Raw genomic sequence first — 13,766 nt, forward strand, 5'->3', positions numbered from 1 at the left:
GATCGACACACTCTCAGTTGGGCTGCGGGAAGGTTGATATGTGGTATTGCTATGGCACTAAATTCTGTCATATGCGTCCAAGGAATGATTTGCTAACTGGAGATAATTTGTGAACGCATCATTTTGGATTGGCCAAAACGGTTTGTCGCGGTGGATTAGATTTGCGCTTTGTGTTGTTTTTGTGTCTACAGTGGTGCCTGCAGCCAATGCGGCCCAAAATCCATATGTAATGATTAAAGGGGTTTCCGACGAGCTATTGGGGGTAATTCGTACCAGTGCTCAGTATGCTAATTCGGACCCGCAAAGATACTACAGCGCTGTTGAGGGGGTGCTGAATCCGGTTGTTGATTTTGACTTTATCGCTCGCGGTGTAATGGGGCGCTATGCCAAGCAGGCGACTGCCGACCAACGCTCTCGCTTTACGGATGCTTTTCGTCGCGATCTTGTAGCGACATTTGCTCGCGGCGTGGCAAATTTTGGCGACCTGGATGTAAAAGTGGTCAATCCCGGCACCACACCTCAAGGTAATCGTGTAAATGTGCTGCAGGAAGTTCGCAGCAAAGAGGGTATAACAAAAGTTTCGTATACCTTGGTGCGCAATCGGGCAGGCCAGTGGAAGTTGATCAATGTGATTCTGAATGGGGTCAACCTGGGTAAGACTTTCCGCAGTCAGTTCTCGCAGTCAATGCAGACTTATGGGGACATCGACAAGGTGATTTCTAATTGGTCAGCGGCAGACGATGCCGCAAATAAAGTGAGTTGATCCGCGAACTTTGGAGTGCGTAGCTGCGCACTCCGCTTGATTCAAGTACACTTGCGTGCTGTTTTTAACCAATCGCAAGTCCCTCCTATGCAACCAGACGAAATCAAGGCCCTAATCGAAGGGCAAATTCCCGATAGTACTGTTGAAGTGGCTTTTGAAGGTAGTCACCTGATGGTCACTGTAGTGAGCAGTTCCTTTGAGGGTCTGAGTCGTTTAAAAAAGCAACAGCTTGTCTATGCCGCTCTTGGTGAAAAAATCGCCGATGGCACCTTGCATGCCGTGCAAATGCAGACTCTGACTCCAGAAGAAGCCAGTCGTTAACTTGCCATTGCCACTGAGGTGTTGGCTATCTAGAAAGAGATTGAATGGATAAGTTGATAATAGAGGGCGGCAGCCCAATTTCCGGGACTCTGCGGATTTCTGGAGCTAAGAATTCAGCCTTGCCGATATTGGCTGCTGCTTTATTGGCTGACGGGCCTGTGCAAATCGATAATTTGCCGCATCTCAATGATATTACCACCATGATCACCTTGCTCCGGTGTATGGGGTGTGATGTCACTATTGATGAAAAGTTGGGTGTTGAGATTGACCCTCGCTCAGTCAATGACCTGACCGCTCCCTATGAGCTGGTTAAGACGATGCGGGCCTCAATCTTGGTTCTTGGGCCCCTGTTGGCTAGGCATGGGGTTGCGAATGTCTCCTTTCCTGGTGGTTGTGCAATTGGCAGCCGCCCAGTCGATATTCACCTGAAGGGCCTTGAGGCAATGGGTGCTGAGATAACCATCGATGGTGGTTTCATTCGGGCGCGCTCCAATGGTCGTCTTAAGGGAGCCAATATTGTCATGGAGAAAGTGACAGTTGGCGGCACTGAAAACCTGTTGATGGCAGCGGCACTGGCAGAGGGAACTACGACTTTGCACAACGCCGCTCGCGAGCCCGAAATCGTCGATTTGGCAGAGTTCCTTATTGCTATGGGGGCTCAGATTGAAGGGGTTGGCACTGACACCCTGCGTGTGCACGGTGTGCCTAAGCTCGCTCCCTGCAAGTTCACTGTTATGCCGGACCGTATTGAAACCGGAACTTTCCTTGCGGCAGCTGCTGCGGCGAGGGGTAAAGTGCGGCTGCTCAATACTCGTGCCGATATCCTCGATGCGGTTATGGTTAAGTTCGAAGAGGCCGGAGCTCATATCAGTTGTGGCGACGATTGGATTGAGCTGGATATGAAAGGCAATCGCCCTAAAGCGGTGAGCTTCCGTACAGCGCCTTACCCAGCCTTCCCTACAGATATGCAATCCCAGTTCACAGCAATGAATGCTGTAGCCGAAGGAAAGGGAACTGTAGTTGAAACAATCTTTGAAAACCGCTTAATCCAGGTTCATGAGCTGAATCGAATGGGGGCGGATATCACTCTGGAGGGCAATACAGCAATTGTTACCGGGGTGGAGAAGCTTAAGGGCGCTCCAGTAATGGCTTCAGACCTTCGCGCGTCAGCTAGCTTGGTTATAGCTGGTATGGTGGCGGAGGGTACTACTATGGTAGATCGTATTTATCATATTGACCGCGGCTACGAGTGCATTGAGGAAAAGCTACGACAGCTCGGCGCGAATATTCGGCGAGTTCCCGGCTGATTGCTAAGAAGTTAACCCCAAGAGCCAAAGACGGACTGGCGTAAATCGAAATGACTGCACAAATTACAATCGCACTGACAAAAGGGCGGATTCTTCAGGAGACTCTACCGCTTCTTAAGACGGCGGGGTTGGAGCCTACTGAAGACCTAACTAAAAGCCGAAAGTTGATATTTCCGACGAATCGCGAAGGGGTGCATCTCCTCCTCCTGAGGGGAGTGGATGTGCCCACTTATGTGCAGCATGGAGCCGCAGATATTGGTGTGGCGGGGAAAGACACTCTTCTCGAGCATAGTTCTGATGGTATTTACGAGCCTCTCGATTTGGGCATTGCCCGCTGCCGCCTGATGACCGCTGGTGTCAAGGGCGGGCAACTGCCCAGCGGCCGAATTAAGGTTGCCACCAAGTTTGTACAAAGTGCCAAAAAGCACTATGCCTCGATTGGCCGTCAGGTTGACATCATTAAGCTGTATGGGGCTATGGAGCTTGCTCCGCTAATGAATTTGGCCGACGAGATTGTCGATATTGTAGATAGTGGTAATACGCTAAAGGCCAATGGCCTTGAAGCCCGAGAGACCATTGCGCAAATCAGCAGTCGATTGATCGTCAACAAAGCGGCCATGAAGATGAAATATACGCCAATCAATAGTTTGATTGAGAAGTTGGCATCGGCTGTGGCACAAACCAAATAGATACCCGAAGCATTATGACGAGCAAAGTAATTCGTCGGCTAAATACGGTCGATAGAGATTTCGATGGCCAATTGAAGCAGCTGCTGGCTTGGGAGGCAGTGGCAAATCAAGAGGTCGAAAATATCGTTGCAGAAATATTGCAGCGTGTGCACGCTCATGGTGATAAGGCTGTTATCGAGTTCACCAACCGCTTTGATCATCGGCACCTGGAAAGCGCGAAAGACTTTGCTCTGCCGGCTGCCGAGCTTATCGCAGCTCTAAATCGTATAAGTACCGAGGAGCGCGAGGCACTGGAGGTAGCTGCTAATAGAGTGAGGCGTTACCACGAGCATCAAAGACAGGAGTCCTGGCGCTATACGGAGGCCGATGGGACTGTGTTGGGGCAGCAGATTACCCCAATGCAAAGTGTCGGCATTTATGTTCCTGGAGGTAAGGCGAGTTACCCTTCTTCCGTGCTTATGAATGCAATTCCGGCAAAAGTGGCTGGAGTTGATGCCGTAAATATGGTGGTGCCGGCTCCGAAAGGGGCACTGAACGACCTGGTGTTGGCGGCAGCGGCAATAGCAGGGGTGGACCGGGTGTTTACGATTGGCGGCGCCCAGGCAGTAGCGGCGCTAGCCTATGGTACTGAGTCTATCCCCGCGGTGGATAAAATAGTTGGTCCGGGGAATATCTTTGTCGCCAGTGCCAAGCGTGCTGTTTTTGGTCATGTCGCTATCGACATGATTGCTGGCCCCTCTGAAATTCTGGTGATTTGCGATGGGCAAACAGATCCCGACTGGATTGCCATGGATCTGTTGTCACAGGCTGAACACGATGAGCAAGCGCAGTCAATTCTATTGTGCCCTGATGCCGAGTATCTAGATCGGGTTGAACGTTCACTCCAAAGGCACCTAGCCGAGTTACCCCGAGCTGAGATTGCCTCCCGCTCCCTTGCTGATCGTGGAGCTTTGATCCAAGTGGAGTCCATACAGCAGGCGATAGAAATCTCTAATCGGATTGCGCCGGAGCACCTGGAAGTTTCAGTAGATAACCCTGAGGCTTACCTTCCTGAGATCCGGAATGCCGGAGCCATTTTCCTTGGGCGCTATACGGCAGAGGCATTGGGGGACTACTGTGCTGGCCCCAATCATGTCCTTCCTACCAGTGGCACTGCCCGTTTTTCCTCACCGCTGGGAGTTTACGATTTTCAGAAGCGCAGTTCGGTGATCTACTGTTCTGAAAAAGGTGCTGATACCTTGGGGCGCGTAGCGCATACTCTTGCGCTCGGGGAGGGGTTGGAGGCTCATGCCCGCTCTGCAGGTTTTCGGGTCAAGGGTTTCTGAGTAATGCACCCTGACAGATTCCTTTATGCGGGGTGTACATAGCGCACTTATTCTATAGGGGGGATGCGGGTAGCCTGCCAGGCTAGAGCGCGCCACTCACCATCTCGTTTAACAAACATACCGGTGTTGAAGTAATAGCTTTGTTGGCCCTTGCTGCTGTCATTAGCCGATAGTTTAAATGCAACAATTGCGGTATCCCCTAGCAACCGAATGTCAATTTCCTCGGCGGCATAGCTCGTTGTCACTGGTTTTGCGGGAGGTGTTTGCATTCCTTGCATAATCTCGCTTTTTCCAAAGCGTTTTCCTCCGGAGCTGGTGTACACCAGGTCCTCGGCCCAGAAACGTTGATGGGCCTGGGAATCAGTGGCGGCCTTGCCGATAAAGTCGGTCAGCAGTTGATGCAATTCTTCTCGATCCCCAGCGGCCACTGGGGTTGCAGTTATGGTAAAAAACAGAGCTAAAACCAGTGAGCGCATAGAGGGCTCCTTCTTAAGGGATTACTCTATTGTTGTTTTTGTCTGTGGCTCTTCTGAAACTGTGGCATTAACCGTATGAGAAGCGCCTTCTCTAATGAAGGTTATTGAGATGGTATCTCCGGGGCGCAGAGTGGCCATAGTGGCCTCTCCCTGTTTGCCATCGCCGATAGGGAGGCCATCAATATGCGTGATGACATCTCCTGGCTGAAGACCTGCAATATGCGCGGGGCCCTCGTTGTAAATAGCTGTTACTAATACGCCACCAGTAGAGTTTAAATTGAACTCCTTGGCCATTTGAGGGCTAATGCCAGTAGCTTCAATGCCCAGCCAGCCGGGTACGACGCGGCCATAAGCAATAATATCCTGCATGACTTTGAAGGCAATATTGGCGGGAATGGCGAAGCTGATCCCGCCTGAATAGCCGGATTGATTGAGAATTGAGGTGTTGATGCCTAGCAGGCGCCCTTGAGAGTCAACCAGTGCGCCACCAGAGTTTCCAGGGTTGACCGCAGCATCTGTCTGCAAAAAGTTCTGTAAGTAGCTGCCGGTGCCTGAGTTTTCAAGGTGACGGCCTTTCGCACTGATAATGCCTTGAGTCACAGTTTGCCCAACTCCAAAAGGGTTGCCGATTGCTAGGACGACGTCGCCCACCTGTGCCCTGTCGGGTTCACCGACAGAAATGGAGGTAAGGCCGTCGAGGTCAATTTTGAGGACGGCCAAGTCAAAATCTGTATCGCTTCCGACGAGCCTTGCTTGCGCTTCCCGTCCATCAGCTAAAAGAATAACAATGGCATCGGCCTGGTCGACCACATGATGGTTGGTCAGGATATAACCGTTATCACTGGCAATCACACCTGAGCCAAGATTGGATTGCATCCTCTGTCTTTGTGGGACATCCATGTTGTCGAACAAGCGCCTGAAAAGGGGGTCATTGAACAGAGGGTGCTGGCGCTGCGGCATGGCCATTCGAGTATAGATATTGACTACAGCTGGGCCTGCCACATTGACAGCGTGGGCATAGGAAACCGGACCTTGGGTATTATTTCCATTGGTCTCGGGGGCGACACCGCGCAGTTGTGGGAATATAACCAAGAGCAGGGCAGCCATGGCAAGACCTACCAGGGTTGGTAGGATCCAATCTTGTAAAAATCGGTTCTGGGACACTCGTGACTCCTCTTTGCGCTGATTATACACACGTCTCCAAGCGGAATCGCTGCACATGGCGTTTGTTAGAGGAAATTGTTTCTTTTGGTGGGGTGGTTGTTCACGTCACAACAATTAGCATGTAAGGGCTCTACAAAATAGCTTGGATAGAGGGGCAGTTTGTGAGCCTAAATGGAGGGCGCTTGTATTTCTCACTCTACTATATAGCGATTGTCCAGTACCCGGGTTTGCTTACTTGGCTGTTGAGATCCTGGAGTTGCTCTGGGAATGGAATTTGGGAGGTATAATCTAGCTCCTGTATGGCAATGACATTGGTCGCTTACGATACATGCGTATAATGGCCAATCCAAATTTTAAGACTAACCGGTAACTACTGTTTTTGGAGACCTAAATGTCCCTAGTCCGCCCCCATGGCAGCGTTGAACTTCAGCCACGCTTTGTATATGACAGTGAGAGGCATCACCAGCTGATGCATGAAGCGGAGTCCCTGCCGTCAATCGTGGTCAGTTCGGCAGCCGCTGCTAACGCGGTGATGCTCGGGGCGGGATACTTCAATCCGTTGCACGGCTATATGAATCTGGCAGATGCCATGAGTGTTGCTGAAACCTTGCGCACAGTAGACGGCCTGTTCTGGCCGGTGCCGGTTGTTAATGTTGTTAAAGACACTAGTGAAATTGAGGGTGCCTCCCGTATTGCCCTGCGTGACCCGAATGTCGAGGGAAACCCGGTTCTCGCTGTAATGGATGTTGAGGCGATCGAAACCATTTCAGAAGAGCAAATGGACACCATGGCTGAGCAGGTGTTTGGCACTCTGGATGAGAAGCACCCTGGTGTCGCAACCTTTAAGTCTGCGGGTCGAACTCTGATATCGGGCCCGATCGAAGTGCTGAACTTTAGCTATTTCCAGAATGACTTCCCGGATACTTTCCGCACTGCGGTTGAGATTCGCAATGAATTCAAGGAGCGTGGCTGGAATAAGGTTGTAGCCTTCCAGACTCGCAACCCGATGCATCGCGCGCACGAAGAGCTGTGCAAGATGGCCCTCGATGGGGTGGAAGCCGATGGTGTGTTGATTCATATGCTGCTTGGCCAGCTGAAGCCTGGTGATATCCCTGCTCCGGTGCGCGATGCTTCCATTCGCAAGATGGTAGAGCTGTACTTCCCGGCGAATACTGTGATGGTTACCGGTTACGGCTTCGATATGCTGTATGCGGGCCCGCGCGAAGCGGTATTGCATGCGGTATTCCGCCAGAACTGTGGCTGTAGTCACCTAATTGTCGGTCGCGATCACGCCGGCGTTGGCGATTACTACGGGGCTTTCGATGCTCAGACAATCTTCGATGAAAAGGTGCCAGAAGGTGCTCTGGAGATTGAAATTTTCCGTGCTGACCACACCGCTTATTCCAAAAAACTGAATAAGGTGGTGATGATGCGTGATGTTCCTGATCACACGAAAGAAGACTTTATTCTGCTTTCAGGTACTAAAGTGCGTGAAATGTTGGGTGATGGTATTGCGCCGCCTCCTGAGTTTTCTCGCCCCGAAGTGGCGCAGATTTTGATGGATTACTATCAGAGCCTGTAAATGCCGAATAAAAAAGGCGGGTGATTACCCGCCTTTTTCTATTTCTTGGAAAGCTGCGTTTCATTATCTCGTACAGCTTATTAATTATTAGCTGCTCTCATGGGCCTCTTTTTCGAGCCCGTAGTCCTCAGCAAGTGTGCCTTTGGCGCCAGGTTCCTTAGGGGCCCAGTCGCGAGGCGGCTCTATATCCTGCAATTTCTCATCGTTGTCTTTTAATTTTCCACTGCCGGCTTTTAGCATCTGGCGGCCAATATCCTGGCTGGATAAGCGCAGCGCGCTATTAGACAGGTATTCGTGAACCTCTTTATAGCTCTCGGTGAGGTTGTGAACAAGTTGTGAAGTTTGGTCGAAGTGATCGTTGACCTGCAACTGGAAGTCTTCGAGTTTGTTGTTGGCCTCACGTAGCCTTTGCTCCAGCTCCTCTGAGCGCTCCACACTGGTACGCCCGCGCACAGCCAGGAATGCGAGGAATGCACCCAGGGTCATACCGAGGACGCCGACTAGAATTAATACCGATGTAGAGTGCACTTACTACCTCCTCAACTTGCTTTTTTATTGTACAGATCGCCTCGCGGGGAGATGAGGCTGCCAATCTTGGCCCAGCCGGTTTCTGCACTTTGGGTAGCCCGCGTTCGTGGCTATTGCCCCTCATAATAGAGAGGCCAGTATACGCGATTATTACGCTGACAATTAATGTTGTCGGTCAATTGCGGCAGAATGGTTAGTGTCTGGTTCCAGTTTGCGGGGATGGCTGGCTATTTCGGGTAGTTGCCCTGTTGTAAAGGGGGCCAACCATGTCTCTCTGCGGTCTATGCGTAGATTGGTTGAATTTGATAGAGTGCGCGCCAGTTATTCAGTAGTCGAAGAAATTTTCCTCTATGTTGCCCGCCAAACCACTATTTTCTTCCCCTCTTGAGCGTTATGAGAGTGATCTTCAGCGTCCGGACTTTGTTGAGGATCAATCCCAGCGTCAGGCAGTTGAGGAGTTGCAGGATCTTCATCGGCGCCTGGTGGCTCGGTCTGAGCGCGGTGCGATCGTCAGTTTTTTGTCCCGTATTCGCAGTGGTGCTAATGAGCCCGAGAAGGGGCTCTACTTTTGGGGTGGGGTAGGCCGCGGAAAAACCTACCTAATGGATGCGTTTTTTGAGTCCCTGCCGTTCGCGGAAAAACAGCGCACCCATTTTCATCGCTTTATGCGTCGAGTTCACCAGGATCTAAAGGAGTACGCAGGGGAGAAGAATCCGCTGGAGAAGGTGGCGGATAAGATTGCCCGCCGCGCTCGGGTGCTCTGCTTTGATGAGTTTTTTGTCTCAGATATTGCCGATGCCATGATATTGGCCGGTCTGTTGGATGCGCTGTTCCGCCGGGGGGTGGCCCTGGTGGCGACCTCGAACATTGTGCCCAAAGGCTTATATAAAGATGGGTTGCAGAGGGTACGATTCCTTCCGGCCATCGATCTGCTGGAGAAGTACACCAAGGTGGTTAATGTCGATAGCGGTACCGATTACCGGCTGCGCACCCTGGAGATATTGGAGCTATATCATTCTCCGCTGGGACCTGAGGCGGATAGCAGTCTGGAGCAGAGTTTTTCACAGCTGAGTGTCAGCGGCTGCGAAGCTCGTAGCCAGGTTCAGCTGCAAGTGGAGGGGCGCCCAATTCGAGCCTTGAAAGTAGCGGATGATGTTGCGTGGTTTGATTTTGTGGATCTATGCGATGGGCCGCGATCGCAAAATGACTATATCGAGCTGGCCAGGGAGTTTCATACGGTGCTTCTGGGGTCGGTGGTCAAGTTTGATGAGCGTATGGATGCCCAGGCGCGTCGCTTCATTAATCTAGTGGATGAATTTTACGACCGGTGCGTGAAGTTGGTGATTTCTGCGGAGGTTCCAGCTGAGGAGTTGTACGTCGGCCGGAATCTTAAGTTTGAGTTTGAGCGCACGGTGAGTCGGCTTTTGGAGATGCAGTCCCGCGAATATCTGGAACGGCCCCATCGCCCCGAATAAGTCTGTCGAGTCGGGGTAAATTCCGCTTGAAAAGCATACACTCCTTTTGTACTATCCGCGCTCTTTTGTGGGACGGCCCCTAATTCTGGGGGTCATATTACAGGTGTTTATAACATGAAGACTTACAGTGCCAAGCCAGAGGCGGTAAAACGCGACTGGTACATTGTTGACGCTGCGGACAAGACCCTCGGCCGTATTGCTGCCGAGATCGCAACCCGCCTGCGCGGCAAGCACAAGCCTGAATACACGCCCCACGTGGACACTGGCGATTACATCATTGTAATCAACGCAGAAAAGGTTCGCGTGACCGGTAACAAGGCCAAAGACAAGATCTACCACAGCCACTCCGGCTACCCTGGTGGTCTTAAATCCATCAGCTTCGAAAAGCTGATCGAAAAAGCGCCCGAGCGCACCGTTCAAAGCGCCGTTAAAGGCATGCTGCCGAAAGGTCCTTTGGGTCGTGCCATGTTCAAGAAGCTGAAAGTATACAGCGGCAGTGAACATCCTCATGTGGCTCAACAGCCGATTGAACTGGCGATCTAAACGGGAATAAATCTGATGGCAACTACTCAATACTACGGTACCGGCCGCCGCAAGACCTCTACTGCTCGTGTATTCCTCACAGCAGGCGAAGGTAAGATCACCGTAAACGGTCGCACTCTGGACGAATACTTCGGCCGTGAAGTGGCTCGCATGATCGTGCGTCAGCCGCTGGAAAAGGTTGAAATGGTCGAGAAATTCGACATCACTGTTACTGTTAAAGGTGGCGGTTCCTTTGGTCAGGCGGGTGCTATCCGTCACGGCCTGACCCGTGCCCTGATGCAGTACGATGAAGCGCTGCGTCAACCGCTGCGCGCCGCTGGTTATGTTACCCGCGACGCCCGTGAGGTTGAGCGTAAGAAAGTGGGTCTGCGCAAAGCGCGTAAGAAGCCGCAGTTCTCCAAGCGTTAAGCTTTCTTTTTGGCCCGGCTTTTGCCGGGCTTTTTTATATTCCCGTATCTGTGGTTATCCAGCGCTCTTATGACTTTTGCTGGATTTATCGCGGTTTCGCCGCGTGATTCCCGACGTTCCCCATAGCATTGCCTTGTATCAAATTGGCATTTTCTTTAACATTGCGCCGATTTGTATCCGCTTGATTTGTGGGGTTTATTCGCGCGGGCAATCTGCCGGGGCGGGACTTCTTTCAAGACTTTTTGGGTTTGGGCCAGCGAATCTCCGGGCTATCGGGGTCGCTGTGATGGGAGAACTACGTCATGAGTGATGACGGTGTAAATGTAGGACGGCGCCGTTTTCTAACCGCTGCCACCTCAGTTGTTGGTGGCGCGGGTGCGGTGGGGGTTGCCGTTCCCTTCGTCGCTTCCTGGAAGCCGAGTGCCAAGGCGAAAGCTGCGGGTGCTCCGGTTAAATACAACATTAGCAAAGTTGAGCCGGGCCAAATGGTCACTGTAGAGTGGCGAGGTAAGCCGGTCTATGTTGTGCGCCGTACCGATGAAATACTGCAAGACCTGGAGAAAGTGGAGCCTCTACTGCGCGACCCTAACTCCGAGGAGTCTATCCAGCCAGCTTATGTAGATCCGGAAAACCGCTCTATCAAGCCAAAGCTGTTGGTGTTGGTTGGTCTGTGTACGCATCTTGGCTGCGCGCCTATGTACCGCCCGGAAGTGGGTGCTGCCGATCTGGGTGGCGATGAGTGGATGGGTGGCTTCTTCTGTCCCTGTCACGGTTCCAAATACGATATGGCTGGCCGTGTTTATACCGGTGTTCCCGCGCCTACCAACCTGGAGGTGCCGCCTTATTCCTATGAAAACGACGATGTAATCGTGATTGGCGTAGACCAGGAGGGCACCGCATGAAATGGCTCGCAGATTTCGGTGATTGGGTAGATCAGAGACTACCCATTTACCAGGCCTGGGATAAGCACATGGGCAAGTACTACGCGCCCAAAAACTTTAACCTGTGGTATTTCTTCGGCGTTTTCTCCCTACTGGTCCTGGTCAACCAGCTGTTGACCGGTATTTGGCTCGTTATGAGCTACAACCCCTCTGCCGAGGAGGCATTTGCCTCGGTTGAGTACATCATGCGCGATGTGGAGTGGGGTTGGTTGATACGATATCTTCACTCCACAGGTGCGTCTGCCTTCTTCGTGGTGGTGTACTTGCATATGTTCCGCGGTTTGATGTACGGCTCTTATAAGCCGCCCCGCGAGCTGGTGTGGATCTTCGGTATGTGTATCTACCTGGTGCTGATGGCAGAAGCCTTTATGGGTTACGTACTGCCCTGGGGCCAGATGTCCTACTGGGGTGCTCAGGTAATTGTTTCCCTGTTTGGAGCAATTCCCGGTATTGGCGATAGCCTGGTTGAGTGGATTCGCGGAGACTACCTGATCTCTGGTATTACCCTGACCCGCTTCTTCTCCCTGCACGTTATTGCACTGCCGCTGGTATTGGTATTGCTGGTAGTTCTGCATATCCTGGCGTTGCACGAAGTGGGTTCCAACAACCCAGACGGCATCGAGATCAAGAAGAACAAGGATGAGAATGGCATCCCCAAAGACGGTATTGCTTTCCACCCTTACTACTCTGTTCACGACCTGGTAGGTATCGCGGTATTCCTGTTTATCTTCGCAACTGTTGTGTTTTTCTTCCCGGAAATGGGCGGTTTCTTCCTGGAGTACGCTAACTTCGAAGAAGCGAACCCGCTGAAGACACCACCGCATATTGCTCCGGTTTGGTACTTCACGCCGTTCTACGCAATCCTGCGTGCGGTTACCATGGATATCGGTCCGCTTACTGCGAAATTCCTTGGCTTGGTAGCCATGGGTGCCGCTATTGCTGTGCTGTTTGTATTGCCTTGGCTGGACAAGAGCCCGGTTCGCTCGATCCGCTACAAGGGTTGGTTGCCGAAGGGCTTGCTGCTTCTGTTTGCTGCAGTATTTATTATCCTTGGCTACCTGGGTGTTAAATCTCCGACCCCGGATCGTAACTTCCTGTCTCAGGTAGCGACGCTGTTCTACTTCGCCTTCTTCCTGACCATGCCGGTTTGGACGAATCCGAAGAGTAAGAAAGGCATTGGCTCCTGGGCTGTTTGTGTCATCTTCGGCGTGCTGTTCTTGTGGATGGCGGTAGCTAATTACTCCGTGAATACTTTCATGGTGGTTGTAACTCTGCTGCTCGCTGCCTTCTTTACTTTGCTGCCCTGGATTACCAATCGCGATGAGGTCTACCCTGAGCCTGAGCGTGTAACCAGCCCGTCTGGTGGTAAAACTTTCGGCATCCTGTTTATCGGTATTATCGTTGTCGGCCTGCTGACCTTTATCCCGATTAAAGCGGTAGGTGCAGAATCTGAAGTGGAGCTGGATCACATCAATATCGATCTGCGGGACAAGCCGTCTCTGCAGCGCGGTGCCAAGTACTTCGTCAACTATTGCATGGGTTGTCACAGTGCCAATTACTCCCGTTGGGAGCGTGTGGCCACTGACCTGGATATCCCGGTTGAGTTGATGATGGAGAACCTGGTTTTGGGTGACGACAAAATCGGCAACCTGATGACGATCTCCATGCGTCCAGATGATTCCAAAGTATGGTTCGGCGCCGCGCCGCCGGACCTGACGCTGGTTGCTCGTTCTCGCTCACCGGAATGGCTCTACACTTACCTCCGCAGCTTCTATAAGGACGACAGTCGTGCTACCGGGGTAAATAACAAGGTCTTCCCGAGTGTGGCCATGCCTCACGTTCTGATGGAGCTGCAAGGCTTGCAGGAGTGTGCCCCTGGTCCTAAGCGCGACCACGGTAAAGTTGTCCGCGATGAGCTCGGCAACCCGATTATGGATGCCGCCTGTGGTAGCCTGGAGGTCGGTAAGGTGAAAGGCTCTATGACACCGGAAGAGTTTGATGGGGCAATGTATGACCTCGTCAACTTTATGGAGTACATTGCTGAGCCGATGGCTGAAGATCGCAAACGTGTTGGCTTCTATGTGCTGGCGTTTATTTTTGTGTTCTTTATCTTCGCCTGGTTGCTGAACCGCGAATACTGGAAAGACGTGCACCACTAAAGCCGTCGCTAGTTTGTCTCTAATGGGTGGTGGGTTTACTCACTGCCCTTTTATATTTTGAATAAATGGTCGGCTCTAGCCGGCT

At 51.9% G+C, this 13,766-nt stretch carries 14 protein-coding genes; 11 read left to right on the plus strand and 3 right to left on the minus strand.

All coding sequences use genetic code 11. The features are described from left to right. Window positions 1–109 precede the first annotated feature (109 nt). From ACYX4J_RS04205 to hisD, 5 genes are all read left to right on the plus strand, one after another. Window positions 110–763, plus strand: a complete 654-nt coding sequence (locus ACYX4J_RS04205; RefSeq protein ID WP_476177957.1) for an MlaC/ttg2D family ABC transporter substrate-binding protein — start codon at window positions 110–112, stop codon at window positions 761–763. A gap of 87 nt (window positions 764–850) precedes the next feature. Next, window positions 851–1,084: a BolA family protein gene (locus ACYX4J_RS04210; protein WP_444896351.1), complete on the plus strand. Its 234-nt coding sequence runs from the start codon at window positions 851–853 to the stop codon at window positions 1,082–1,084. Between the two features lie 44 nt (window positions 1,085–1,128). After that, window positions 1,129–2,391, plus strand: coding sequence for a UDP-N-acetylglucosamine 1-carboxyvinyltransferase (gene murA, locus ACYX4J_RS04215; RefSeq protein WP_476177958.1), 1,263 nt, complete (start codon window positions 1,129–1,131; stop codon window positions 2,389–2,391). 50 nt (window positions 2,392–2,441) lie between these two features. Continuing rightward, window positions 2,442–3,080, plus strand: coding sequence for an ATP phosphoribosyltransferase (gene hisG / locus ACYX4J_RS04220; RefSeq protein ID WP_476177959.1), 639 nt, complete (start codon window positions 2,442–2,444; stop codon window positions 3,078–3,080). A 14-nt stretch (window positions 3,081–3,094) separates the two neighbouring features. After that, window positions 3,095–4,405: a histidinol dehydrogenase gene (hisD, locus tag ACYX4J_RS04225; protein ID WP_476177960.1), complete on the plus strand. Its 1,311-nt coding sequence runs from the start codon at window positions 3,095–3,097 to the stop codon at window positions 4,403–4,405. 47 nt (window positions 4,406–4,452) lie between these two features. Here hisD and ACYX4J_RS04230 read toward each other — a convergent pair whose 3' ends face one another. Beyond that, window positions 4,453–4,881, minus strand: a complete 429-nt coding sequence (locus ACYX4J_RS04230) for a nuclear transport factor 2 family protein (RefSeq protein WP_476177961.1) — start codon at window positions 4,879–4,881, stop codon at window positions 4,453–4,455. A gap of 21 nt (window positions 4,882–4,902) precedes the next feature. Continuing rightward, a complete protein-coding gene (locus ACYX4J_RS04235) occupies window positions 4,903–6,045 on the minus strand; it encodes a S1C family serine protease (protein ID WP_476177962.1) in 1,143 nt (380 codons plus the stop codon). A gap of 391 nt (window positions 6,046–6,436) precedes the next feature. On the opposite strand from ACYX4J_RS04235, the gene sat reads away from it, so the two are divergent. After that, window positions 6,437–7,627, plus strand: a complete 1,191-nt coding sequence (gene sat, locus ACYX4J_RS04240; RefSeq protein ID WP_476177963.1) for a sulfate adenylyltransferase — start codon at window positions 6,437–6,439, stop codon at window positions 7,625–7,627. A gap of 87 nt (window positions 7,628–7,714) precedes the next feature. Here sat and ACYX4J_RS04245 read toward each other — a convergent pair whose 3' ends face one another. Then, window positions 7,715–8,155, minus strand: a complete 441-nt coding sequence (locus ACYX4J_RS04245; protein WP_157954137.1) for a Z-ring associated ZapG family protein — start codon at window positions 8,153–8,155, stop codon at window positions 7,715–7,717. A gap of 350 nt (window positions 8,156–8,505) precedes the next feature. On the opposite strand from ACYX4J_RS04245, the gene zapE reads away from it, so the two are divergent. From zapE to ACYX4J_RS04270, 5 genes are all read left to right on the plus strand, one after another. Then, the gene (zapE, locus tag ACYX4J_RS04250) at window positions 8,506–9,630 is read left to right on the plus strand and encodes a cell division protein ZapE (protein ID WP_476177964.1); all 1,125 of its coding nucleotides are present in this window, start codon (window positions 8,506–8,508) and stop codon (window positions 9,628–9,630) included. Between the two features lie 114 nt (window positions 9,631–9,744). Continuing rightward, the gene (gene rplM, locus ACYX4J_RS04255; protein WP_108734214.1) at window positions 9,745–10,173 is read left to right on the plus strand and encodes a 50S ribosomal protein L13; all 429 of its coding nucleotides are present in this window, start codon (window positions 9,745–9,747) and stop codon (window positions 10,171–10,173) included. A gap of 15 nt (window positions 10,174–10,188) precedes the next feature. Then, window positions 10,189–10,581: a 30S ribosomal protein S9 gene (rpsI, locus tag ACYX4J_RS04260; RefSeq protein WP_413663030.1), complete on the plus strand. Its 393-nt coding sequence runs from the start codon at window positions 10,189–10,191 to the stop codon at window positions 10,579–10,581. Between the two features lie 302 nt (window positions 10,582–10,883). Continuing rightward, window positions 10,884–11,483, plus strand: coding sequence for a ubiquinol-cytochrome c reductase iron-sulfur subunit (gene petA / locus ACYX4J_RS04265; RefSeq protein WP_413663029.1), 600 nt, complete (start codon window positions 10,884–10,886; stop codon window positions 11,481–11,483). Beyond that, entirely contained in the window at window positions 11,480–13,681 is a 2,202-nt protein-coding gene (locus ACYX4J_RS04270; RefSeq protein ID WP_444896358.1) for a ubiquinol-cytochrome c reductase, read from the plus strand. Before petA ends, ACYX4J_RS04270 begins: the two co-directional genes overlap by 4 nt. Window positions 13,682–13,766: the final 85 nt, after the last annotated feature.

The sequence above is a fragment of the Microbulbifer sp. ABM4_008 genome, assembly GCF_056311705.1.